This window comes from Bacillus paranthracis (genome assembly GCF_024296885.1).
Taxonomy (GTDB): domain Bacteria; phylum Bacillota; class Bacilli; order Bacillales; family Bacillaceae_G; genus Bacillus_A; species Bacillus_A paranthracis.
Genome location: NZ_CP101135.1, coordinates 3,543,786 through 3,569,216, shown reverse-complemented (window position 1 = coordinate 3,569,216; position 25,431 = coordinate 3,543,786). Strand labels below are relative to the sequence as shown.

The following is a 25,431-nucleotide window of genomic DNA, read 5'->3' as shown; positions in this document are numbered from 1 at the left end:
ACTCAAAAGAGAAAGTATTATGAAGCTATGAATAGCAAGGGATTCAGCGACAGGGGCAGTTACACAAAATATAAGATATGGGTAAGTGGGTTGAGATTTAATGATATTATATAATCTGAATAATACGGTGTATCCTTAAAAAAGGAGGGATTCAAATGAAAAGTAAAAAACTAGAACCGAAATTTTTATCGGAAGTATTTCAGTGTCCACACTGTAATAGTAAAACGAAGCATATGTGGTATTTAGTACGTGGTTGTGGTGATCAAGAACCTGTATTAATAGAAGCCACGAATTTTTATAATGATCGTATACAAGCCAAAAGACGTGAATTATGGCACATAGGAGAAGATATGGAAGTACCAGATGACGAGAAATATTTGGTGTTTTCATCAGAAGAGTGGCACATAGATATGAGTATTTGTACTATATGTTCAGAGCATTTAATTTGGAAGGATAGTAAGGTTGACTATCCTAATTGTCATACTATAGAAGATCCATATGAAGATATGCCTGAAGAAGTTAAAAAGTTATACAATGAGGCAAGAGGAATTGTAAATCTATCTCCAAGGTCAGCTTGTGCTTTGTTAAGATTAGCGGTTGAGAAATTACTTGTAGAGGGATTGAAATGTCCTTCAAAAAACAGTATAAATGATAATATTAAACTTTTACAAAAAGAGGGGAAACTCTCGGAACCTATAAATAAAGCATTAAATGCAGTAAGATTAGTTGGAAATGCTGCAGTACATGCAGGGAAAATAAATTTAGATGATAAGCCGGAATATGCATATACGTTATTTGGGTTAATAAATTACATAGTCGATGATCTTATTTCTAGACCAGCTCGTGCAGAGGCATTCTTAAAAACTATAAAATCATAAAAAGTGGCAGAGCTGTGAACGCTTGCGTTTTTGTTCCAATAGATAAGGTGGACAATAAAAGGATTATTACGATAAAATTACGTTAATAAATAGTTAGGAGAATAGATATGCCGATTACGAAATGGAATGAAATAGATGATAAATACTTCGAAAAATTTGTGTATTATCTTCTTGCTTATGAAGGTGAAAAATTTTATAACCGTATATGGTTCGGAAAAGGTGGTGGCGATAAAGGGAGAGACGTTGTTGCAAAAACGTTTGAACAACTTCCTTTTGGGTTAGGATATGAAAGGAAATGGGTTTTTCAGTGCAAACGTTGGTCTAAAATGCCTGATAAAGTAGTGCTATTGAGTGAGTTTGCTGCTGCGTTAGAGCATAAACCTGATTATTGGGTGTTAGTTGTTCCACTTGAGCCAAGTGCACAAAAAAACGATTATAAAGATTATGTGGAAGAGCATTTTAAGAGTATTGCTAATTGTAAAGTACAGTTAATTACATTGGTCCAGATAGAAGAAATCTTACATAAATATCCTGAACTAGAGCACGTTTTATTAACAGGCGAATTTCCAAAAACAAAAGAAGAACCTGAAGGTGTGAAGTTAATGGAAATTAAAGAGGAGGGATTTTAGATGTATAAATTTTCTTATGATGATTCTGCTGGTATTATCACGTTGGAAAATGAAAACGGACATAGAGAGGTAGTAGCAGAAAGTTTTTCTAGCGAACCCAAGCTATCTCCAAACAGTAGAAAAATTGTGTATATTACACCATTAGAATGGGAAGTAGACAGCAAGTTAATTTTATTAGACTTAGCGACAGGTGATCGCTCTGAATTAGAACTGGATATTGATAAGGATACTGAAAAGGTAAAAGATGTAGTATGGGTGGATGATTCAAACTTAATTCTTATTATAGGTATGTTGCATGGAACAGTTGGTGTCGGAGGAGATATTTATCGTTATAATATTAAAGATAAAACGCTGAGTAAAATTGTTGATTGTCAATCGTATAAGAAACAAGCGATAAAATTACAATTAGAAGGTGATACTATTCATTATAATATTATTGAATATATTGATGATATGTTTAATCAACATGTTTTTAAGAAAGAATCTATATCATTACATAGTGCATTTTAACAATCATTTACTATAAGATTTGAAAATGAAGTGCATCCCAATTGTTAGACACAGTCTAACAATTGGGGTGCAGTTTTTATGGCTAAATTTTCTTCAACAGAAAAAATTCAAGCAGTGAAACGATATTTAGATGGTACAGAAAGTGGAAAACAATTGCTAAATCTATAGGAGTTACTCCTAGCGTACTTCGTGAGTGGATTAGACGATATAAATCTTCAGGTGAAAAGGCCTTTGAAAAGTGCTATACATTCTACTCAGCCCAGTATAAACTAGATGTACTTTATTATATGAATGAACACGGGACATCTATCAGAGAAACAGCGGCACTTTTCAATATTCCGTCTTATGAAACGCTTCGGAAATGGAAAATAGCGTATGAAACAAGAGGAGTGGATGCCCTACAATCAAAGAAAAAGGGGCGTCTAACCATGATGAAAGATAAAAATAAAATCAGTAGTGGAAGAATCTATCGAAGCCTTACAAGCAGAAAATGAGCGTTTACGTATGGAAAATGCATATTTAAAAAAGTTGAATGTCTTAGTTCAAAACAAGGGGAAATCAAAAACAAGATAAAGCGCAAGTAATCTATGAGTTAAGGCATGAATTTCCTGTCAAGGAGTTACTTCAACTCGCCAAGATTCCATGTAGTACGTACTATTATTGGATAAAACAGTTCAATTGCCCTGAGTTTAAGTTAGTTGGGGAGAAGTTATACCTATCGCCAATGTTAGATTTATTTAATGGTGAAATTATCACGTATACAATTGGTTCAAGACCGACCTACTCTCTTGTTTCCACAATGTTGGACCAAGCTCTTTATTGTGTAACAGATCCGGATAAACTCCTCATTCACTTTGATCAAGGCTGGCACTATCAAATGAAACAATACCGTCATTCTCTTAAGAATTGTGGCATAACTCAAAGTATGTCTCGCAAAGGAAACTGTTATGACAATGCCGTTATTAAAAGTTTCTTCGGTATCATGAAATCGGAATTTCTGTATCGAAAAGAATTTGAAAATATAACACATTTCAAACAAGAATTAGCAAAGTACATAGAATACTATAACCATAAAAGAATTAAGGCAGCCTCTAGGGTATGAGCCCAGTACAATACCGGGCTCATACCCTAGAGGCTGCCTAATGAAACGACCTGTCTAACTTTTGGGGGTCACTTCATAATTGGACGGCTTTGTTATGTAATACGAAGAAACGACCGCCTATTACGGGCGGTCAATTTTTACTAATTATTTTTTAATGCTTGTTTTATCGTTTTAACTGTTTGTTCAAGCCATTCTATAGGATTAAGTTTTAAAGAAGGAAAAAAAATTTCAGTATAATATTCAATGAACGCTTCTTTTTTTTGCGTGGATAAATCACTTCTTAAAAATTCAGTTATGTACTTTACGGTATTTTCTATACACACTTTATGAGCTTCTTCTATAAATTCATTTAAGGCTTTTTCTACTGTTCCCATATCTGGATGAAATGTTCCATCTAAAAAATCACTTAATTCTTCATACATATAATATTTATCATTCATAAGTATCCTCCTAAATTTCTATCTTACGGGATATCCTGTTCGAATATAACTTCCTTGTCCGTCTTTTTTTAAGATAATTTTAGCATTAGTTACCTCTAAAACATTTTCAGATCCTCTTACAATAGATCGACCAATCACTTCATCACCTCTATACCTAAACCCTAGAGTTGGCGGGTTGTAGGGATCACCTAACCACCTTTCTATTTCCTGGTTATTTTGCAGCAATTTAATTATTAGTTTTCAATTAGTACATATTATGTTGAATTAAAATAATTAAGCTCACTATCCTGTATTATATTATAATAGAAGAAATTAAGATGGAATTTTTTGTCATCACCCTGTTGGCGTCAACCTTATGCGCCTAATGGCCACAAAAAACATCTACTTCGTCCCATTCGGTCAAGACGCACCAGAGAAAAAACCGAACTCAATGGTAGCTCGCATGGAGCTGCTTGAAGATACAGTATTAGAAGCACTGCAAGGGAAGCAATTGCAACCGGTTGTCGTAGAAAAATTCAGATATATGAATTGAAAAACGAAAAAAAACGGACAATTTTTGATGAAACCATCATTCTTACTGTAGAATATGATAAAATTAACGTTATTAAGATTAGAAGGGGTATTCTATACTCCTTCTCATTCTAAGTTATAGAAGGATTGGTATCTAGAAAGGGGCATAGTGATGGAAAAGCAAAAAACTTTTCATGTCGCTGTAGTTGGAGCAACCGGCGCAGTTGGTGAACAAATGTTAAATACTTTAGAGAAACGAGAATTTCCAATCGGGAAGTTAACGTTACTTTCATCTAAACGATCTGCAGGTAAGAAACTTGTATTTAAAGGCGAAGAATTTACAGTTCAAGAGGCAACTCCTGAAAGTTTTGAAGGAGTAGATATCGCACTATTTAGTGCTGGTGGATCTGTATCAAAACAATTAGCGCCAGAAGCAGCAAAGCGCGGTGCGATTGTTGTTGATAATACAAGTGCATTCCGTATGACAGAAAACGTGCCACTTGTTGTACCTGAAGTAAATGAAAACGACTTAAAAGAACATAACGGTATTATTGCAAATCCAAACTGTTCTACAATTCAAATGGTAGTAGCTCTTGAGCCAGTTCGTCAGCAATATGGTTTAAAACGAGTAATCGTTTCCACATATCAAGCTGTATCAGGTGCTGGTGCGGCAGCGATTGAAGAACTTCATGAACAATCACAAGCAATCTTAAATGGTGAAGAAGTGAAGGCGAATGTTTTACCTGTATCAGGTGATAAGAAACATTTCCCGATTGCTTTCAACGCGATTCCACAGATTGATAAGTTCCAAGATAATGGATTTACATTTGAAGAAATGAAAATGATTAATGAAACGAAAAAAATTATGCATATGCCAGAGCTAGAAGTAGCGGCAACATGTGTACGTTTACCAGTTGTATCAGGTCACTCTGAGTCTGTTTACATTGAAGTAGAAAAAGAGGGCGTAACAGTAGAGGAATTAAAGAACTTACTTGCAAATGCGGAAGGTATCGTTCTGCAAGATAACCCAGAAGAGCAATTATATCCAATGCCAGCTACTGCAGTAGGTAAAAACGAAGTATTCGTTGGAAGAATCCGTAAAGATTTAAATAACGATAAAGGATTCCATCTTTGGGTCGTATCTGATAACTTATTAAAAGGCGCTGCATGGAATTCTGTTCAAATTGCAGAGCGCTTAGTAAAATTACAATTAGTGTAAACGGCTAAGAGAAGGTGCAAAATATGAAAATTATTGTTCAAAAATTTGGTGGCACATCTGTACGTGATGAAAATGGACGTAAGCATGCGCTTCATCATATAAAAAAATCGCTAGATGCGGGTTATAAAGTAGTGACTGTCGTATCTGCTATGGGTCGTAAAGGTGAACCATATGCAACTGATACGTTGTTAAGTCTTGTAAATCAAGAGGAATCTCACATTTCTAATCGTGAGCAAGATTTATTATTATCATGTGGAGAATTAATCTCAGCAATCGTTTTCTCTAACATGTTAAATGAGAACGGTATAAAAGCGGCGGCATTAAATGGTGCACAAGCTGGTTTTGTAACAAATGATGATTTTACAAATGCTAAGATTATTGAAATGAATTGTGATCGTATACACGAAGAGCTAGAAAATGTAGATGTAATCGTTGTGACAGGATTCCAAGGACAAACGAAAAAAGGTGATACGACAACACTTGGACGCGGAGGTAGTGATACTTCAGCTTCAGCTTTAGGTGTTGCGCTTCATGCTGAATATATCGATATCTTCACAGATGTAGAAGGTGTGATGACTGCGGATCCTCGCATTGTAAAAGATGCACGTCATCTTCAAACTGTAACGTATAACGAAATTTGTAACATGGCATACCAAGGTGCAAAAGTCGTTCATCCACGTGCAGTTGAAATTGCGATGCATGCAAAAGTACCGCTTCGTGTACGTTCTACGTACTCTGATAGTGAAGGTACGCTTATTTCAGCATCTGACGGCGCTACAAAAGGCCGTGATGTAGAAGAACGTCCTGTTACAGGTATTGCACATGTATCAAATGTGACGCAAATTAAAGTACTTGCAAAAGAAACAGCATATGATTTGCAGCAGCATGTGTTTAAAGAAATGGCGAATGAAGGAATCAGTGTCGATTTAATTAACATTTCACCTACTGGGGTAGCTTATACGGTGAGTGATAATGTATCAAATCGTGCAGTTGAACTATTACAAAACCTTGGATATGAGCCAATTGTGACAGAGCATTGTGCGAAAGTATCTATTGTAGGAGCTGGAATGGCAGGATACCCAGGGGTTACTGCGAAAATCGTTACAGCTTTAGCTGAAAAAGGTATTCAAATTCTGCAATCAGCAGATAGTCATACAACTATTTGGGTTCTTGTAAAAGAAACTGATTTAGTGGAGGCTGTAAATGCATTACATAGTGCGTTTGAGCTTTCAAAAGAAAAGCAACTGGAACAATAAGGAGTGAGACCATGATAGATTTTGGGACAATTGCAACCGCGATGGTAACACCGTTTGATATAAACGGCAATATCGATTTTGCAAAGACAACGAAATTGGTAAATTATTTAATTGATAACGGTACAACAGCAATCGTGGTAGGAGGAACGACAGGAGAATCTCCTACATTAACTTCAGAAGAAAAAGTAGCGTTATATCGCCATGTCGTATCTGTTGTCGATAAAAGGGTGCCCGTAATCGCTGGAACAGGTAGTAATAATACGCATGCTTCTATTGACTTAACAAAAAAGGCAACAGAGGTTGGTGTTGATGCAGTAATGCTAGTAGCACCGTATTATAACAAACCGAGTCAAGAAGGAATGTATCAGCACTTTAAAGCAATTGCTGAAAGCACGCCGCTTCCGGTTATGCTATATAACGTTCCAGGACGATCTATTGTACAAATCTCCGTTGATACAGTTGTTCGTTTATCAGAAATAGAAAACATTGTTGCGATTAAAGATGCAGGCGGCGATGTGTTAACAATGACAGAAATCATTGAAAAAACAGCGGACGACTTTGCAGTATACAGCGGTGATGACGGTTTAACGCTACCAGCTATGGCAGTTGGAGCGAAAGGTATCGTTTCTGTAGCATCTCATGTTATCGGAAATGAAATGCAAGAAATGATTGCAGCGTTCCAAGCAGGTGAATTTAAGAAGGCGCAAAAATTACATCAATTACTTGTAAGAGTAACGGATTCATTATTTATGGCGCCAAGTCCAACACCAGTAAAAACAGCGTTACAAATGGTTGGATTAGATGTAGGTTCTGTACGTTTACCACTTCTTCCATTAACAGAAGAAGAAAGAGTAACGTTACAATCTGTTATGCAATCTATCCCTCGTTAATAAAAAATGACCTAGTGTAGAACTAGGTCATTTTTTTATTGGTATGAAATCTTTTCTTCTCTATTCTCATCTAGATACATTCTTATAAGATCTATATTATGCACCTAACTAATCACTTTTTTGTTATGTATTGCAACATGTATAAGAAAATAATCGTACCCCTTTAAAGGAATTAAAAAATCATAGTCATTATAGAATAAACATTTGTATGAACATAATAAACTACCGGTTTTGTTTTTAGAGAAAATCCTTCAAATAGGATGTAATTCATAAAAAAACTCCATTTTGTAAGTGTTTTTGTTCAATTTTAGAAAAATAAGTCTTTAAAATCTATATTATGAAATAAATTTAGAGTATTTATAGCTATTTCTTCAAAACGATATGGGGTACGAAATCGGAGTAAATATAAAGGACATCAGTTCGATAAGTTTGTTGGGAATGCGTTCTTTTCCTTTTTCTTTCGCACGATTTAACTTGTGTTCTATTTCTTGTATCAGGTATAATATGGCTAAGTAGCTTAGTACGGGTATGCTTAGCAAAATTGGTAAAAATTATAATTTGATTACATTTTCATATCATATCGAATAAGATATTTGATTTATATAATGAAAGAGAGGTGAAACCTGGTTTAAAAAATAAACAAGGACATGATATCGCATAACGGTAAGGACATTCGTCTTGGACGGTGAATATATGGTGGTTGTAGAGTTTCCCCTGGTGTCTCTGCAATTTTAGTGAAATCAGTGTTTGAAAGATTTTTAAACCAGGCAACAACATGAAGAGAAAAGAGAATGAGTCTGTTAAAGTATTTGCTCTTGGTGGAGTAGGTGAAATCGGGAAAAACATGTACTGTGTTGAAATTGATTCTGAAATCTTTATTGTAGATGCAGGGTTAATGTTCCCGGGAGATGAAATGTTTGGAATTGATATCGTTATTCCTGATATTACATATTTAGTAGAAAACCAAGAGCGAGTAAAAGGTTTATTTATTACTCACGGTCATGAAGATCATATTGGTGGCATTGTTTACGTACTTCGTAAATTATCAATTCCAGTGTATGCAACGAAATTAACGGTAGGACTTATACAAGAAAAACTTGGCGAAGCGGGTATGTTAGGCCGTGTAGATTTAAAAACAATCGATTCAAATTCAACAGTAGAGTTCAATACTACAACGGTGTCATTCTTTGGAACGACACATAGTATTCCAGATTCTGTTGGTGTTTGTTTCCATACATCAAAAGGTGCGATCGTATATACGGGAGACTTTAAATTCGATCAAACTCCAATTGGAAATAGTGGAGCAGACCTTGGGAAAATGGCTCAAATCGGAAATGAAGGCGTTCTATGCTTATTATCTGATAGTACAAATGCTGAGCGTCCAGGCTATACAGGTTCTGAAAAAGAAGTTGGTGTAGAAATTTCTAAAGTGTTCTACGGCGCAGAAGGACGTATTATCGTTGCTTCATTTGCATCGAATGTACATCGTATTCAACAAGTATTTGATGCAGCTGCTGAAACAGGACGAAAAGTAGCGGTTGTAGGACGTAGTATGGTGAAAGTGGTAGATATCGCAAGACGTCTTGGTTATTTAGATGTTCCAGAAGGTATGGTTATTTCACTACAAGAAGTAGACAATTTCCCAGAGAAAAAGGTAGCTATTTTAACGACAGGTAGCCAAGGTGAACCGATGGCAGCCCTTTCTAGAATGGCAAAGCAAGCTCATAAACAAATTTCAATTCGTAAAGGTGATACGGTTATTATCGCGGCATCTCCAATTCCAGGTAATGAAATATCTGTATCAAAAATTATTGACTTGTTATTTAGAGCGGGAGCTGAAGTTGTTTATTACGGTGAAAGAAAAGTTCACGTTTCAGGTCACGGTAGCCAAGAAGAATTAAAATTAATGTTAAATTTAATGAAACCGAAATATTTTGTACCCGTACATGGTGAGTTCCGTATGCAAAAAGCACATGCATACTTAGCTGAAGATGTAGGTATTGCAAGAGAAAATATCTTTATTGTAGAAAAAGGCGATGTAATTGGTTTTGGTGATGATGAAGCGAACTTAGTTGGCAAAGTGCAAGCTGGCAATGTGTTAATTGATGGATTAGGTGTAGGTGATGTTGGTAATATCGTTCTTCGAGATAGAAAAATGTTATCTCAAGATGGAATATTAGTAGTTGTTGTAACACTGGGTAAAGACGAAAAGAAAATTATCTCTGGTCCAGAAATCATTTCACGTGGATTTGTATATGTACGTGAATCAGAAGCGTTAATTGACCGTTCTACAGAGATTGTACGTATGATTGTTGAGCAATCAATTAAAGAATATTCAATTGAATGGTCTATGTTAAAACAAAATATTCGTGAATTATTAGGACAGTTCTTGTACGAAGAGACGAAGAGAAAACCTATGATTTTACCGATTATTATGGAAGTATAAAAAAGATCACCTTTACGGGTGATCTTTTTTCTTTTTTCACTCTATCGAATGAAATTTATAACTTAAGAAATACTAATTATATACGAGTGAAAGGGGATGCGATATGACAGAACGTGATCGTTATACAAATGAAGAGAAAGAGGCTGAGCCGAAAGAAACTGGCAAAGAAGCTTCAATAGTGGAAAAAATTCAACAGCTTGGACAAACGAATGTACCGCAAATGAATGAATCACGTATTCATTGTTTAACAATTGTTGGACAGGTGGAAGGTCATGTTCAGTTGCCACCGCAAAATAAAACAACAAAATATGAGCATATTATTCCACAAATTGTTGCGATTGAACAAAATCCGAAAATTGAAGGCTTGCTTTTAGTGTTAAATACAGTTGGAGGTGACGTTGAAGCTGGGCTAGCAATTTCTGAGATGGTCGCTTCACTTTCAAAACCGACAGTATCTTTAGTTTTAGGTGGAGGGCATTCTATCGGTGTGCCGATTGCCGTTTCTACTGACTATTCATTTATTGCGGAAACTGCGACGATGACAATTCATCCGATTCGTCTAACAGGTCTTGTTATAGGGGTGCCGCAAACATTTGAGTATTTAGATAAAATGCAAGAACGAGTCATTCGATTTGTGACGAAGCATTCGAAAGTAACGGAAGATCGTTTTAAAGAGCTTATGTTTGCGAAAGGAAATTTGACGCGAGATATTGGTACGAATGTAATTGGTGGAGATGCAGTGAAGTATGGTCTTATAGATGATGTCGGTGGTATCGGAAATGCGATTCGAAAATTAAACGAATTAATAGATAATCGTGCGGATGATCATGCAGAAGGGACAATGTTACAATGATTTTATATACAATTATGCCAGAGCAACTCGTGTATCCAGCCGATTATTCGCAATGTGAAAGTCAAAAAGTCGTAAATATAAATGGTGTTGAATTAATGGTTTCAGAAGAAGAACATGGGTATTATTCTATTGTACGCGTGTTAAGTACGGATCCGCTTCACTACTTAGAGTTTGAGCCGGGACAGAAAATAACCTTTTAGCAAAAAGAAGGATTTTGTTTAGAAGCTATGGTATAATATAAAAAACAAGACGGTTGAGCAGCCATGAGAGGGCTGCTTTCTTCTGTTTATTTAACATTTTACAAGAAGTGTAAAAATAGAAGATATAAAGACCTGAAAAAATAGAGAAAATAAACATATAAGCAGAGTTTTTTAGGAATTTTTACTTATATGTAGATCACGAGGTGAAGAAATGGCAAAACAAAAGCAAAGAGGGACGAAGGCAAAGGCAAGACGTACGATAAAGCCAACTTTGTATTATGAAATCGTCGGTTTAACTCTTTTTGCACTTTCAATCATTACGATTTTACAGCTAGGTGTTGTAGGAAAATCGTTTGTGTTATTTTTTCGCTTCTTCTTTGGTGAGTGGTACATAATTGGTGTGTTAGGTGTAATAGCTTTATCCGTTTCATTCGTTATAAAACGTGGATGGCCGAACCTTTTAAATAAACGGTTAATCGGTTTTTATTTAATAGTATTGGCGATATTAATGTTTAGTCATATTACATTATTTAACCTTCTTACGAAAGATGGAACAGTGCAAAATACTTCTGTTATTGTAAGTACGAAAGATAATTTCTTTCTTGAAATGAAAAAAGGGCCGGATAGCGTTCATTTAGGTGGTGGCATGTTTGGTGCACTTATGTTCGCCACTTGTTACTTCTTATTTGACGAAGTAGGAGCTTATATTATTGGTATTATTTTAGTTATTCTCGGTATACTTTGTATAACAAATAAGCATATTGGAGAAGTGTTAGCTCCAGTTGGTAGAATTCTTAGAAGTCAATTTCAAGTGATGCAAGGGGACTATAAAGATTGGAGAGCCAAAAGAACGGCTGAACAAACAGAAAAGAAAAAAACAACAAGAAGCACAAGGAGCAAACGTGCTGCAGAACATGAAGAAATTATTGAGCCGATGGAAGAAATCTCAATTGATCCTCCGATTATTTCGAATTTCACTGAGAATTATCCTGTAAATGAAGAAGAGGATAAACGAATTGAAGTAGAGGAAGAAGAGTTAATCACTTCACCGTTTATTGAAGAGGCTCCACCAGTTGAAGAGCCGAAGAAAAAGCGTGGAGAAAAAATCGTTGAATCGCTAGAGGGGGAAACACAAGCACCTCCTATGCAATTTTCAAATGTAGAAAATAAAGATTACAAGCTTCCTGCGCTTGATATATTGAAATTTCCAAAGAATAAGCAAGTTACAAATGAAAATGCGGAAATTTATGAGAATGCTCGTAAATTAGAACGTACTTTCCAAAGTTTTGGAGTGAAAGCGAAAGTAACAAAAGTACATAGAGGTCCTGCAGTTACAAAATATGAAGTGTATCCTGATATGGGAGTAAAGGTAAGCAAAATCGTCGGTTTAAGTGATGATTTAGCACTTGCGTTAGCGGCGAAAGACATTCGTATTGAAGCGCCTATTCCCGGGAAATCAGCTGTAGGAATTGAAGTTCCGAACTCAGAAGTCTCCATGGTAACGCTTAGAGAAGTTCTTGATTCTAAAGCTAACAATCATCCGGAAGAGAAGTTGTTAATAGGCCTTGGACGAGATATTACAGGTGAAGCTGTATTAGCCCGCTTAAATAAAATGCCCCATTTGCTAGTGGCAGGTGCGACAGGTAGCGGGAAAAGTGTATGTATTAACGGTATTATTGTTAGTATTTTAATGCGTGCAAAACCACATGAAGTAAAATTAATGATGATTGATCCGAAAATGGTAGAGTTAAATGTATATAACGGTGTGCCTCATTTGTTAACACCAGTTGTAACGGATCCGAAAAAGGCATCGCAAGCATTGAAAAAAGTTGTAAGTGAAATGGAGCGTCGTTATGAGTTATTTGCTCATAGTGGCACGCGAAATATTGAAGGATATAATGATTATATAAAAGAGCATAATAATCAATCAGAAGCGAAACAACCGGAATTACCTTATATTGTCGTAATTGTGGACGAGTTAGCAGATTTAATGATGGTTGCTTCGTCGGATGTAGAGGATGCGATTATGCGTCTAGCGCAAATGGCTCGTGCTGCCGGTATTCATTTAATTATTGCAACGCAACGTCCATCAGTTGATGTCATTACGGGAGTTATTAAAGCGAATATTCCGTCACGTATTGCATTCGCTGTATCATCTCAAACAGATTCTCGTACAATTCTTGACGGCGGTGGTGCAGAGAAACTGCTAGGTCGTGGGGATATGCTATTTATACCAATTGGTGCATCGAAACCTGTACGTGTACAAGGTGCGTTTTTATCAGATGATGAAGTTGAGAGAGTTGTAGAATATGTTATTGGTCAGCAAAAAGCGCAATATCAAGAAGATATGATCCCGCAAGATGTTCCTGATACGAAGCAGGAAGTAGAAGATGAATTATATGATGAAGCAGTTCAGCTCGTAGTGGAAATGCAAACAGCCTCTGTTTCTATGTTGCAACGTAGGTTTAGAGTTGGTTATACCCGTGCTGCCCGATTAATTGATGCAATGGAAATGAATGGTGTAGTAGGTCCGTATGAAGGTAGTAAACCACGTGAAGTGCTCATTAATGATGTACAAGAAAAAAGTTCATGAAAAAAGCCTAATTGTTTTTACAATTAGGCTTTTTTATATGCTGGTTTTGTTATATACTATATTCAGTGTTAAAGAAAGGGCTTACATTTAAGGTGGTTCTTTAGAATACGAATACTTTTGTATGGTTTTTTGTGAACGTTCGATATTTAATGTAGAAAAATGTTAAATTTTGTTGACACGTATGGGAGCAAGTGGTAAGATTACTTCGAAAAGAATCACTGCCTCATATAATCTTGGAGATAAGGTCCATAAGTTTCTACCTGGCAACCATGAATTGCTAGACTATGAGGGGAAAAGTGTGTAACAAAGGATGTAAGAGATCTTTGTGCCGAACTTTTTCTCGCTATGAGGAATGTTTATGGTGCAAAGTTTTTTTTATGCAGTAAAGAGTGAAAATTTTATTTTAAAAAATTATTAATATTTATTCGACAATTATGCTTATTTTTAGTATTTAGCAATTTTTATTATGTTGTAAGTTGAAAAAAGAGAAAAGAAGTCTTACATCAGAGGTCGAATAATTGAAATGCGGGGGAGTCTTATGTCAGTAAAATCCGATAGTCGTCACCTATATTTACGGGTGATTGATCACATCAAAGAAAAGATTAAAGATGGGGCTTACAAAGAAAGACAAAAGTTGCCATCAGAGTTTGATTTAGCGAAAGAACTTGGCGTAAGTAGAGCGACTTTAAGGGAAGCGCTGCGTATTTTAGAAGAGGAAAATGTTGTCATTCGTAGACATGGTGTAGGAACATTTGTAAATGCAAAACCGTTATTTTCTTCTGGGATTGAACAACTTTCTAGTATTACAGATATGATTTCTAGTGTGGGGAAAACACCAGGAACTATCTTTTTATCATCATCTACAACAAGTTTAACAGAAGAAGAAAAAGAGAAGTTTAATAGTGAAGATGGTTTTAATGCAGTGATGATTGAGCGTGTGCGTACAGCAGATGGGGAACCTGTTGTATATTGTATCGATAAACTTGCAAAAGAAATCTTGCCAGATTTATCGGGATACAACGAAGAATCATTGCTTACAGTGATACATAACAATACGCACAAACGTATCACATACGCAGTTGCTCATATTGAGCCAATTGGCTATCATCCGAAAATCTCACCGATTTTGGAATGTGAACCGGAAACGGCATTGCTAGTATTAAAACAAATGCACTATGATCAAAATGATGAGCCAATCTTATATTCTATCAATTACTTTAGAGCTGATAAGTTTAGCTTCCACGTATTAAGAAAACGTATGTAGGTAGGTTCCTTTTTAGGGAGGTGACAGCAAGAAGTTAGGGACAGCAGCGTATAAAAAATAGACAAATCATTTCAGGAGGGGTTTCTAGTATGAAGAAAAAAACAGGTCTTTTATTATCATTAACATTAGCAGCAAGTGCGGTGTTAGGTGCATGTGGTAACTCGGATAAAGCGAGTAGCGACAAAAAAGAGTTTAAAGTTGGTATGGTTACGGATGTTGGGGGCGTTGATGACAAATCATTTAACCAATCAGCTTGGGAAGGTTTAACGAAATTCGGTAAAGACAATAATTTAAAGAAAAATGAAGGATATCGTTATCTTCAATCAAGTAAAGATGCTGATTATATCCCGAACTTAACGAAGTTTGCGAAAGATCATTATAACACAACATTTGGTATTGGTTACTTAATGGAAAAATCAATTGCAAAGGTAGCTGAACAATATCCAAAAGAGCAATTTGCGATTGTAGATACAGTTGTAGAGAAGCCAAACGTAACAAGTATTACATTTAAAGACCATGAAGGTTCATTCCTAGTTGGTGCTGTAGCAGCGATGACGACAAAATCAAATAAAGTTGGGTTTGTTGGTGGTGTAAAAAGCCCATTAATTACAAAATTTGAATCAGGCTTTAAAGCTGGTGCAAAAGCAGTAAATCCAAATATCGAAATCGTATCACAATATGCTGATGCATTTGATAAACCAGAAAAAGGCTCTGTATTAGCTTCAGCAATGTACGGTGGTGGAGTTGACGTAATTTATCATGCTTCAGGTGCAACTGGTAACGGTGTATTCACAGAAGCGAAAAACCGTAAGAAAAAAGGTGAAAACGTTTGGGTAATCGGTGTTGACCGTGACCAAAATCAAGAAGGTATGCCTGAAAACGTAACTTTAACATCAATGGTAAAACGTGTTGATATTGCAGTAGCAAAAGTAGCACAAGAAGCGAAAGACGGTAAATTAAAAGGCGGTAAAGTAGAAGAATTCGGATTAAAAGATGACGGTGTTGGTATTGCGAAAACTACTGACAATGTGAAAAAAGTAAATCCAGAAATCTTAACAAAAGTAGAAGAGCTTGAGAAGAAAATCACTGACGGTGAAATTAAAGTCCCTGCAACTGATGAAGAATATAAAACATATGAAGCTTCTCTAAAGAAATAATAATAGAGAAATAGCAAAGGTTAGTTCGTAGAACTAACCTTTGCATATATAAAAATACTTTTAATAGAGTGTAATTAGGGAGTGTTCCCTGCTAAAAGGAGGAACAAAATGGAATACGTAATTGAGATGAACAATATTACAAAAGTATTCCCAGGCATTGTAGCGAATGACGATATTACGCTGCAAGTAAAACAGGGAGAAATACATGCTTTACTTGGAGAAAATGGTGCAGGGAAATCCACATTGATGAATGTACTATTTGGTTTGTACCAACCAGAACAAGGTGAAATTAAAATTAAAGGAAAACCTGTAAAAATTACAAATCCGAATATAGCAAATGACCTTGGTATTGGGATGGTCCATCAGCATTTTATGCTTGTTCATAATTTTACAGTTACAGAGAATATTATTCTTGGAAATGAGCCGAAGAAAAACGGGAAAATTGCTGTTGAAGAAGCGGCAAAAGAAATTAAGCAATTATCTGAACAGTATGGTTTGGCTGTTGATCCACATGCGAAAATTGAAGATATTTCTGTTGGGATGCAGCAAAGGGTTGAAATATTAAAGACTCTTTATCGTGGTGCTGAGATTTTAATATTTGATGAGCCAACCGCGGTGTTAACTCCTCAAGAAATTCATGAGTTGATTCAAATTATGAAAAAGCTTGTGCAAGAGGGGAAATCTATTATCCTTATTACACATAAGTTGAAAGAAATTATGGAAGTTTGCGATCGTTGTACAATTATTCGTAAAGGTAAGGGGATTGGTACTGTTGATGTAGCGGAAACGGATGAGCATAAACTTGCAGAGTTAATGGTCGGACGTCAAGTGAATTTTAAAACAGAAAAAATAGAAGCTAAACCAATGGAAGAAGTACTATCTATTGCAAACCTAATTGTTCATGATACGCGCAAGTTACCTGCTGTAAAAGGCCTTGACTTAACTGTTCGTGCAGGAGAAATCGTTGGGATTGCAGGGATTGATGGAAATGGTCAAAGTGAATTAATAGAGGCGATTACTGGTTTACGAAAAGTTGAGTCAGGTTCTATTGCAATTAAAGGAAAAGAAATAACGAATTGGCCTGTTCGAAGAATAACAGAAGAGGGGATTGGTCATATTCCTGAAGACCGTCATAAACACGGGCTTGTTCTCGATTTTTCTGTTCGGGACAATATTGTTTTACAAACATACTATAAAAATCCATTTTCAAAGAAAGGGATTTTAAATTTTAGTAAAATTACAGAAAAAGCGAAAGCACTTATTGAACAGTTTGATGTACGTACACCTAGTGAACAAACGTTAGCTCGCGCTCTATCTGGTGGAAACCAACAAAAGGCAATTATTGCACGTGAGGTAGATCGTAATCCAGATTTACTAATTGCAGCACAGCCGACACGTGGTTTAGATGTAGGTGCGATTGAATTTATTCATAAAAAATTAATTGAGCAGAGAGATAATGGTAAGGCAGTATTGCTTTTATCTTTAGAACTGGATGAAATTTTAAATGTAAGCGATCGAGTGGCTGTTATATATGAAGGGAAAATTGTAGCAATTGTGGATGCGAAAGAAACAAATGAACAACAGCTTGGATTATTAATGGCCGGCGGGACAGGGAAAGAGAAGGTGAACACAAATGGCTAAAAAATTTTTAACAGAACGAACAATTAATATTTTAGTACCTGTGTTATCCGTAGTTTTCGGTTTACTTGTTGGTGCCATTGTAATGTTAGTTAGTGGATATGATCCAATTGTTGGATATGCCGCGCTTTGGGAAGGGATGGTTGGCAATCCACAAGCTATCGGTGAGACGTTGCGTACGATGATTCCGCTTGTATTAGCTGGTCTTTCAGTAGCATTTGCATTTCGTACAGGTCTTTTCAATATTGGGGTGGAAGGACAGTTATTAGTTGGATGGCTCGCTGCTGTTTGGTTTGGATATGCAGTGTCGTTACCAGCAATTTTGCATATTCCGTTATCTATTTTAGTGGCGGCAATTGTCGGCGGTTTATGGGGCTTTATACCTGGATATTTAAAAGGGAAACTTAAAGTAAATGAAGTAATTGTTACAATTATGATGAACTACATTGCACTTTATGTTACGTATGATCTTATTAAACGTTTTATCCACGAAGGTAATGAAAAATCTTATGACGTACAAGCAAGTGCTTCGTTAGCTTCTGATTGGTTATCTTCATTGACAGATGGATCTCGTTTACACTGGGGAATTGTTGTGGCTATTATCATTGCGATTGTAATGTGGTTCTTATTAGATAGAACAACGTTAGGGTATGAATTAAAATCGGTTGGTTTTAACCAAAATGCCTCTCAATACGCAGGAATGAAAGTATCGCGTAATGTTGTATTATCAATGACAATTGCTGGTGCTTTTGCAGGAATTGGTGGAGCTATGGAAGGATTAGGGACATTCCAAAGTATGACAGCAATGTCTTCGTTTACTGGTATTGGATTTGATGGGATTGCGGTAGCACTTTTAGGCGGAAATAATCCATTTGGTATACTATTAGCAGCTTTACTGTTTGGTGGTTTGAAAAGTGCAGCACCACAAATGAATTTCGAAGCAGATGTACCTTCGGAGTTAATTAACGTTATTATTGCATGTATTATTTTCTTTGTAGCGTGCAGTTATGTTTTACGCTGGGCACTTACACGCATGAGCAAGGAGGGGAAATAAATGAGCTTTTTAGATATTTTAGCCATTCTTGTGACGGGTACGTTATATACGGCAGCGCCACTTATTTTTACGGCGTTAGGTGGAGTGTTCAGTGAACGTTCTGGAGTTGTAAATATAGCGTTAGAAGGTTTAATGTTATTTGGTGCATTTATTGGTATTGTTACAACGTTATTAATGGGTGATACGTGGGGATCGATGACTCCTTGGATTGCATTATTATTAGCAGCAATTGGTAGTGGATTGTTTGCACTTCTTCACGCAGTAGCATCCATTACATTCCGTGCAGATCAAGTAGTGAGCGGAGTAGCAATTAACTTCTTAGCACTTGGTTTAACAGTATTTGCGATTAAGAAAATCTTTGGCAAAGGACAAACTGATTTCATTCAATACCGCATTGAAAAAATCGATGTTCCGGGTCTTTCGGATATTCCGGTAATCGGAAAAATCTTTTTCTCTAATGTACCGTTAACATCATATATTGCTATTATTTTAGCGTTTGTCGTTTGGTATATCATTTATAAAACGCCGTTCGGTCTTCGTCTTCGTGCGGTTGGTGAGCATCCAATGGCAGCGGATACGATGGGGATTAACGTATATAAAATGCGTTATATTGCAGTTGCTATATCTGGAATGTTTGCAGGAGTTGGTGGAGCGGTCTTCGCTATGTCGATTTCTGGTAACTTCTCAGGTGCTACAATTACTGGACAAGGTTTCTTGGCGTTAGCAGCAATGATTTTCGGTAAATGGAATCCACTCGGTGCTCTTGGAGCGGCTCTGTTCTTCGGATTTGCTCAATCATTAGGAATAACAGGCGGTACAATTCCAGTACTAAAAGAAATTCCAAGTGTATTCTTAACGATATTACCGTATGTATTCACAATATTAGCGCTTGTTGGTTTTGTAGGTCGTTCTGAAGCTCCGAAAGCATTAGGAACTCCTTATGAAAAAGGAAAACGATAAGTATAAAAAAAGCTCGCACATTAGTGCGGGCTTTTTTACATAGACTATATTTAATACGGAATTTTACTATGTTCCTTACATATTACAGTTTTTAGAAAGGGCCTAATGTAAGTATAGTGAGGAAGAAAAGTTGATTTTTCATTTCTAAAAACTGTATATTGAAGAGGAATATTCCTATATACGTAAAGGAGGGCTATAAATGAAACTGATGGAACAACAGTTACATGAGTTAGGTGGTTTACGAGTACATATTATTCCAACTGATAAATATAAAACAAATACATTTGTATTTCGTTTGAAAGCACCTTTAAATGAGGAGACGGTGACAGAGCGTGCCCTATTGCCATACGTATTGCAAAGTGCGACAGAAAAGCTTCCTTCTGTAATTCGTCTTCGTCAATATTTAGAAGAATTATACGGATCTTCTTTGGCGGTAGATGTAAGTAAAAAAGGAGAAGATCATATCATCTCTATTTATGTAGACATTGCAAATGAAGTATATTTACATGATGCACCACCGTTATTTGAAAAAGCGCTTTCTATGTTATCGGATATCGTTTTACATCCAGCGAAAGAGGGGAATGGTTTTCTGCCTTCTATTGTAGAAAGTGAAAAGAGAGCGCTCTTACAACGAATTGAAGCGACGTATGATGATAAAATGCGTTATGCAAACGAGCGTTTAATTGAAGAAATGTGCAAAGTAGAACCGTATCGTTTAAGCGCAAATGGGAAAAAAGAGAGTGTTTCTTCTATTACAAATGAAAGTTTGTATCAATATTATCAAAAAGTGTTAGCGGAAGATGAAATGGACCTATACATTATTGGTGATATTTCAGAAAACGCAGTTGATCTTGTAAGTAAGTATTTTTCTATTTCAGCACGTCCTGTGAGGGAAAGAAATGTACTTCTTCATAAGAGAAATAATGAAGAAAAAGAAGTTGTGGAAAAACAAGAATTAAAACAAAGTAAATTACACATCGGATATCGTACATTTATTACGTATAAAGACGAAGATTATTTTGCGCTGCAATTGTTTAATGGATTGTTTGGAGGATTTTCTCATTCGAAGTTATTCGTTAATGTTCGTGAAAAAAATAGTTTAGCGTACTATGCAGCATCTCGCTTTGAAAGTCATAAAGGTTTATTATTTGTCATGTCAGGAATCGAAGCGAAAAATTATGAAAAAGCGGTTGAGATTATTAAAGAGCAAATGCTTGCAATGCAAAATGGTGATTTTTCTGAAGAAGAGATGCATCAAACGAAAAGTGTTATTCGAAATCAAATATTAGAAGCAATTGATACACCGCGTGGATTTGTGGAAATGCTGTATCATGGTATTATTTCAGATCGTACGCGTCCGGTTGAAGAATGGCTTACAGGTATTGAAAGTGTGACGAAAGAAGAGATTGTGAAAGTTGCTAAAAATATTGAATTAGATACAATTTACTTTTTACACGGAACGGAGGGAGAATAAATGGAGAAAATTGTTTATGAGCAATTAAAAGAGACACTCTATTATGAAAAACTTCCTAATGGATTAGATGTATATATTTTACCGAAGCAAGGATTTAATAAAACATTTGCAACGTTTACGACAAAATATGGTTCTGTGGATAATACATTCGTACCACTAGGTAAAGAAGAAATGATTCGTGTGCCGGATGGGATTGCTCATTTTCTTGAGCATAAACTATTTGAAAAAGAAGATCACGATGCCTTCCAATTGTTTAGTAAACAAGGGGCATCGGCAAATGCTTTTACATCATTCACAAGAACAGCTTACCTTTTTTCATGTACATCAAATGTAGAACAAAATTTAAATACATTGTTAAATTTCGTACAAGAGCCTTACTTTTCTGAAAAAACAGTTGAAAAAGAGAAAGGTATTATTGGGCAAGAAATTCAAATGTATCAAGATAATCCAGATTGGCGCTTATATTTTGGGTTAATTGATAGCTTGTTTGTAAAGCACCCGATTAAAATTGATATTGCGGGTACAATCGAGTCTATTAGTAAAATTACGAAAGATCTACTATATGAATGTTATGAAACGTTTTATCATCCAAGCAATATGTTAATGTTTGTTGTAGGTGCAATTGATCCAGAGAAAACGATGGATTTGATACGTGAAAATCAAGCGAAAAAAGATTATAAAAACCAACCAGAAATAGTACGTTCATTCGAAGAAGAACCAGATGAGGTAAATGAAAAGAAGAAAATTATTTCAATGCCTGTACAAACTCCGAAATGTTTAGTTGGTATTAAAGCGACAAACTTAAAAGAAAAAGGGGAAGCCCTTTTAAAACAAGAAATTGCGCTTACGTTACTTTTAGATTATTTATTTGGGAAAAGCTCCGTTCATTACGAATCTTTATATAATGAAGGGCTCATTGATGATTCGTTCTCGTATGATTATACGGAAGAGAATAACTTCGGTTTTGCAATGGTTGGCGGCGATACGAAGCAACCTGATGAGCTGGAAGAGCGTTTGAAAGGTATTTTATTAAATACAAATTATGATCAATTAGATGAGGCGGCATTAGAACGAGTAAAGAAAAAGAAAATAGGTGGCTTTTTACGTTCCTTGAATTCACCGGAATATATTGCAAATCAATTTACAAGATATGCGTTTAATGAATCGAGTCTGTTTGATGCATTGACTGTATTAGAAAGTTTAACTGTTCAAGATTTACAAGAAGTAGCAAAATTATTATTATCAGAAGAAAAAATGAGCGTTTGTCAAGTGTTACCAAAAAAATAAAAGGTTTCATAATAATACCCTCATCTTATCATTGATAAATTGTAAGATGAGGGTATTATTTATTTGTAGGGAAAAGATTTTGTTGAGATAAGAGAGGAATTGTATGAAAAAGTATGCATTAGTAACTGGAGGGAGCGGAGGGATTGGCTCTGCTATTTCGAAACAATTAATTCAAGATGGATATACAGTATATGTTCATTATAATAACAGTGAAGAGAAAGTGAATGAGTTGCAGAAAGAATGGGGTGAAGTAATTCCTGTTCAAGCAAATTTAGCTTCTACTGATGGAGCAGAGCAATTGTGGAAACAAATTGAACATCCTCTTGATGTTATCGTATATGCAGCTGGGAAGAGTATTTTTGGACTCGTAACAGATGTAACGAACGATGAATTGAATGATATGGTAGAACTTCAAGTGAAGAGTATCTATAAATTATTATCGATGGCATTGCCATCTATGATTCAACGGAGAAGCGGTAATATTGTACTTGTTTCGTCTATATGGGGACAAATTGGCGCGTCATGTGAAGTTCTTTACTCGATGGTAAAAGGTGCGCAAAATTCATATGTGAAAGCTTTAGCAAAAGAGGTTTCATTAAGTGGAATAAGAGTGAACGCGGTGGCGCCAGGTGCAATTGAAACGGAAATGTTAAACGTATTTTCAGAAGAGGATAAGAATGAAATTGCGGAAGAGATTCCGTTAGGACGATTAGGATTACCGGAAGAAGTAGCAAAAACTGTGTCATTTCTCGTATCACCAGGTGCATCTTATATAACTGGACAAATTATTGGAGTAAATGGCGGGTGGCATTGCTAAAAATTTCTTACATAAAAAATGAAAAACTGTACAAATTAAGCATGATTCTATTACTAAGTAGTGAGGTGCTTACACATGTCAGTTTTAGATAATTTTGATCAATGGAAGAGCTTTTTAGGAGAACGTTTAGAACAAGCGCAAGGAAAAGGTCTTGATGGTGGTGCTGTATCAGATATGGCATTTCGTGTTGGTGATTATTTAGCAAATGAAGTAGAAGCACGCAACGATCAAGAGAAATTATTAGCTGAACTTTGGAAAGTTGCTGACGAACAAGAGCAACATACAATCGCAAACTTAATGGTAAAGTTTGTACAACATAAGTAAAAAATAGAGAGGGGATTCTCCTCTCTATTTTTTTTGTATAATAATTGAAAGGGATAGATTATACATTTAGCTTCCCTATTAAGGTGAAATCATATAATATAGTACGTAGGTGTAAAGTAAGCAAGGGGAGTGATCTTGGATGATTGAATGGTATTTTGAATATGAAATACATAAAAACCGACCTGGCTTGCTTGGTGACGTTTCTTCGTTAATCGGTATGCTCGGCATTAATATTGTCACAATTAATGGTGTAGATAATGCAAGGCGTGGATTACTCCTTATGTGTGATAATCAAGAGCAAATCTCTAGACTAGAATCAATTTTAAATACGATGGATAACATAACGGTAACGAAATATCGTCCGCCAAAGCTAAGAGATAAGCTAGCGGTTAGACATGGTAGGTACATACAACGAGATGCAGATGATAAGAAGACATTTCGGTTTGTGCGTGATGAATTAGGGTTACTTGTAGACTTTATGGCTGAAATAATGAAAAAAGAAGGCCATAAGCTAATTGGTATACGAGGAATGCCTCGTGTTGGAAAAACAGAATCCATTGTTGCCGCAAGTGTTTGTGCAAATAAAAGATGGTTATTTGTATCGTCTACTCTTATTAAGCAAACTGTTCGTAGTCAATTGATTGAAGATGAGTATAGCGACGACAATATTTTCATCTTAGATGGAATCGTGTCAACAAAGCGTGCTAACGAAAGGCATTGGCAGCTTGTTCGTGAAATTATGAGATTGCCTGCAACGAAAGTTGTGGAACATCCTGACGTATTTGTGAGTCAGTCAGAATACACATTGGATGATTTTGATTATATTATCGAGTTGCGTAACGATTATGATGAAGAAATTCAATATAATTTAGTAGATGAAATTGAGCAAGGTACGCAAAATAATTTCTCTATGTTTGACTTTTAAAGAAATATTGAGGTGTTAGTAGTGACAGAATTAGGACAAAAGCTGAAAGAAGCAAGAGGAACGAAAGGCTTGTCTATTGATCAGCTGCATGAGATTACAAAAATTCAAAAACGCCATTTAGTAGCAATTGAGGAAGGCAGTTATGATGTATTGCCAGGAGCTTTTTATGCGCGTGCATTCATTAAACAATACGCAGATGCGGTTGGATTAAATGGAGAGGAACTGCTTGTAGAATATCAGAGTACGATACCACAATCTGAAAAACGCGACGTTCCACAAGTGTCAACCGGACAAAAAACACAAGAAACAATGCAGAAATCTTCATCATGGCCAATTGCAGATCATATGCCGAAAATCTTAGTTGCGCTGTTAGTAATCGCAGTTGGAGTGGTAATTTGGTTTATTTTCCAAGCGTTAACTGGAAAAGGTGATGAGAAGGTTCCGAATGCTCAAAGTGAGAAAATTGAAGTTAAAAAAGCGGAAAATTCTCCGTTAGATACGAAGAAAGATGAAGTGAAAGCGGAAGAGCCGAAAAAAGAGGAACCAAAAAAAGAAGAATCGAAAAAAGAAGAGCCAAAGAAAGAAGAACAACCAGCGCAACCAACAGGACAACAAGAAATCAAAGTAGTTGGGACAACTGGTAAGGAGTCTACTTTGGAAATTCATAACAATAAAACGTTAGAATTAGAAATTACAACAAAAGGTGCAAGTTATGTAGGTATTAAAAATGAGGCAGGAAATGATATCTTTAGTGGAACAATAGAGGAAGGTCAAACTCAAAAATATGATTTATCAACAGCGAAAGTGGTAAACCTTAATATAGGAAGTGCACCGAATGTTGAATTTAAATTAAATGGCCAAGTGGTTACATTCCCGTTGAATCCAGAAGAGAATTATCATCAAAAATTCTTGATTAAAAATCTAGGGATAGAGCAACCTGCACAATAACAGTCATCGCTTCGATGACTTTTTTCAATGAACAAATGTTTTTGATATGATGGAGGA

The 25,431-nt window shown here is 35.9% G+C and carries 22 protein-coding genes, 3 pseudogenes and 1 riboswitch; of the genes and pseudogenes, 23 read left to right on the top strand and 2 right to left on the bottom strand.

Annotated elements, in window-relative coordinates:
* Window positions 1–155: 155 nt before the first annotated feature.
* The 4 genes and pseudogenes from NLJ82_RS18325 to NLJ82_RS18310 all read left to right on the top strand — a co-directional run bounded on the left by NLJ82_RS18325 (window position 156) and on the right by NLJ82_RS18310 (window position 3,160).
* Window positions 156–878, top strand: coding sequence for a DUF4145 domain-containing protein (locus tag NLJ82_RS18325; protein ID WP_254754556.1), 723 nt, complete (start codon window positions 156–158; stop codon window positions 876–878).
* Between the two features lie 107 nt (window positions 879–985).
* Window positions 986–1,507, top strand: a complete 522-nt coding sequence (locus NLJ82_RS18320; protein WP_254754554.1) for a restriction endonuclease — start codon at window positions 986–988, stop codon at window positions 1,505–1,507.
* The gene (locus tag NLJ82_RS18315) at window positions 1,508–2,017 is read left to right on the top strand and encodes a DUF4652 domain-containing protein (protein WP_254754552.1); all 510 of its coding nucleotides are present in this window, start codon (window positions 1,508–1,510) and stop codon (window positions 2,015–2,017) included.
* 78 nt (window positions 2,018–2,095) lie between these two features.
* Window positions 2,096–3,160, top strand: a pseudogene (locus NLJ82_RS18310) (IS3 family transposase).
* Between the two features lie 99 nt (window positions 3,161–3,259).
* Here the strand turns inward: NLJ82_RS18310 and NLJ82_RS18305 are convergent.
* Together NLJ82_RS18305 and NLJ82_RS18300 are read right to left on the bottom strand one after the other, a co-directional pair.
* Entirely contained in the window at window positions 3,260–3,559 is a 300-nt protein-coding gene (locus NLJ82_RS18305) for a contact-dependent growth inhibition system immunity protein (RefSeq protein WP_254754551.1), read from the bottom strand.
* A gap of 18 nt (window positions 3,560–3,577) precedes the next feature.
* Window positions 3,578–3,778, bottom strand: a pseudogene (locus NLJ82_RS18300) (RNase A-like domain-containing protein); the annotation flags it as partial.
* 124 nt (window positions 3,779–3,902) lie between these two features.
* Between NLJ82_RS18300 and spoVFB the strand changes: the two are divergent.
* From spoVFB to NLJ82_RS18205, 19 genes and pseudogenes are all read left to right on the top strand, one after another.
* Window positions 3,903–4,091, top strand: a pseudogene (gene spoVFB, locus NLJ82_RS18295) (dipicolinate synthase subunit B); the annotation flags it as partial.
* Between the two features lie 150 nt (window positions 4,092–4,241).
* Window positions 4,242–5,288 (top strand): aspartate-semialdehyde dehydrogenase, encoded by a 1,047-nt coding sequence (gene asd / locus NLJ82_RS18290; RefSeq protein ID WP_000414848.1) that lies wholly within the window; start codon window positions 4,242–4,244, stop codon window positions 5,286–5,288.
* Between the two features lie 23 nt (window positions 5,289–5,311).
* A complete protein-coding gene (gene dapG, locus NLJ82_RS18285) occupies window positions 5,312–6,544 on the top strand; it encodes an aspartate kinase (protein ID WP_000692473.1) in 1,233 nt (410 codons plus the stop codon).
* Between the two features lie 11 nt (window positions 6,545–6,555).
* A complete protein-coding gene (gene dapA / locus NLJ82_RS18280; RefSeq protein WP_000564761.1) occupies window positions 6,556–7,434 on the top strand; it encodes a 4-hydroxy-tetrahydrodipicolinate synthase in 879 nt (292 codons plus the stop codon).
* Between the two features lie 775 nt (window positions 7,435–8,209).
* Complete coding sequence (locus tag NLJ82_RS18275) at window positions 8,210–9,880, top strand: ribonuclease J (protein ID WP_000823085.1); 1,671 nt, start codon at window positions 8,210–8,212, stop codon at window positions 9,878–9,880.
* Window positions 9,881–9,983: 103 nt separating this feature from the next.
* Window positions 9,984–10,733, top strand: a complete 750-nt coding sequence (gene tepA / locus NLJ82_RS18270; RefSeq protein WP_000139815.1) for a translocation-enhancing protein TepA — start codon at window positions 9,984–9,986, stop codon at window positions 10,731–10,733.
* A complete protein-coding gene (locus NLJ82_RS18265; RefSeq protein WP_000605027.1) occupies window positions 10,730–10,933 on the top strand; it encodes a YlzJ-like family protein in 204 nt (67 codons plus the stop codon). The genes tepA and NLJ82_RS18265 overlap by 4 nt, the downstream gene beginning before the upstream one ends.
* A gap of 211 nt (window positions 10,934–11,144) precedes the next feature.
* On the top strand, window positions 11,145–13,526 hold the full coding sequence (locus NLJ82_RS18260) for a DNA translocase FtsK (RefSeq protein ID WP_001118796.1): 2,382 nt from the start codon (window positions 11,145–11,147) through the stop codon (window positions 13,524–13,526).
* A gap of 203 nt (window positions 13,527–13,729) precedes the next feature.
* Window positions 13,730–13,831: riboswitch (purine riboswitch) on the top strand.
* Between the two features lie 233 nt (window positions 13,832–14,064).
* A complete protein-coding gene (locus tag NLJ82_RS18255; RefSeq protein WP_000114176.1) occupies window positions 14,065–14,790 on the top strand; it encodes a GntR family transcriptional regulator in 726 nt (241 codons plus the stop codon).
* Window positions 14,791–14,879: 89 nt separating this feature from the next.
* On the top strand, window positions 14,880–15,947 hold the full coding sequence (locus NLJ82_RS18250; RefSeq protein WP_000730594.1) for a BMP family lipoprotein: 1,068 nt from the start codon (window positions 14,880–14,882) through the stop codon (window positions 15,945–15,947).
* 108 nt (window positions 15,948–16,055) lie between these two features.
* Complete coding sequence (locus NLJ82_RS18245; protein ID WP_000456919.1) at window positions 16,056–17,588, top strand: ABC transporter ATP-binding protein; 1,533 nt, start codon at window positions 16,056–16,058, stop codon at window positions 17,586–17,588.
* The gene (locus tag NLJ82_RS18240; protein WP_001074499.1) at window positions 17,581–18,639 is read left to right on the top strand and encodes an ABC transporter permease; all 1,059 of its coding nucleotides are present in this window, start codon (window positions 17,581–17,583) and stop codon (window positions 18,637–18,639) included. The genes NLJ82_RS18245 and NLJ82_RS18240 overlap by 8 nt, the downstream gene beginning before the upstream one ends.
* Window positions 18,640–19,599 (top strand): ABC transporter permease, encoded by a 960-nt coding sequence (locus NLJ82_RS18235; RefSeq protein WP_000008845.1) that lies wholly within the window; start codon window positions 18,640–18,642, stop codon window positions 19,597–19,599.
* A 199-nt stretch (window positions 19,600–19,798) separates the two neighbouring features.
* Window positions 19,799–21,073, top strand: a complete 1,275-nt coding sequence (gene yfmF / locus NLJ82_RS18230; RefSeq protein ID WP_000772430.1) for an EF-P 5-aminopentanol modification-associated protein YfmF — start codon at window positions 19,799–19,801, stop codon at window positions 21,071–21,073.
* Window positions 21,074–22,360, top strand: coding sequence for an EF-P 5-aminopentanol modification-associated protein YfmH (gene yfmH / locus NLJ82_RS18225; RefSeq protein ID WP_000411947.1), 1,287 nt, complete (start codon window positions 21,074–21,076; stop codon window positions 22,358–22,360).
* Between the two features lie 103 nt (window positions 22,361–22,463).
* Entirely contained in the window at window positions 22,464–23,177 is a 714-nt protein-coding gene (gene ymfI, locus NLJ82_RS18220) for an elongation factor P 5-aminopentanone reductase (RefSeq protein WP_000759622.1), read from the top strand.
* 75 nt (window positions 23,178–23,252) lie between these two features.
* Window positions 23,253–23,501, top strand: coding sequence for a DUF3243 domain-containing protein (locus tag NLJ82_RS18215; protein ID WP_000114454.1), 249 nt, complete (start codon window positions 23,253–23,255; stop codon window positions 23,499–23,501).
* A gap of 139 nt (window positions 23,502–23,640) precedes the next feature.
* Entirely contained in the window at window positions 23,641–24,426 is a 786-nt protein-coding gene (locus NLJ82_RS18210) for a DUF3388 domain-containing protein (protein WP_000574107.1), read from the top strand.
* Window positions 24,427–24,447: 21 nt separating this feature from the next.
* Entirely contained in the window at window positions 24,448–25,374 is a 927-nt protein-coding gene (locus tag NLJ82_RS18205; RefSeq protein WP_000137489.1) for a helix-turn-helix domain-containing protein, read from the top strand.
* Window positions 25,375–25,431 lie beyond the last annotated feature (57 nt).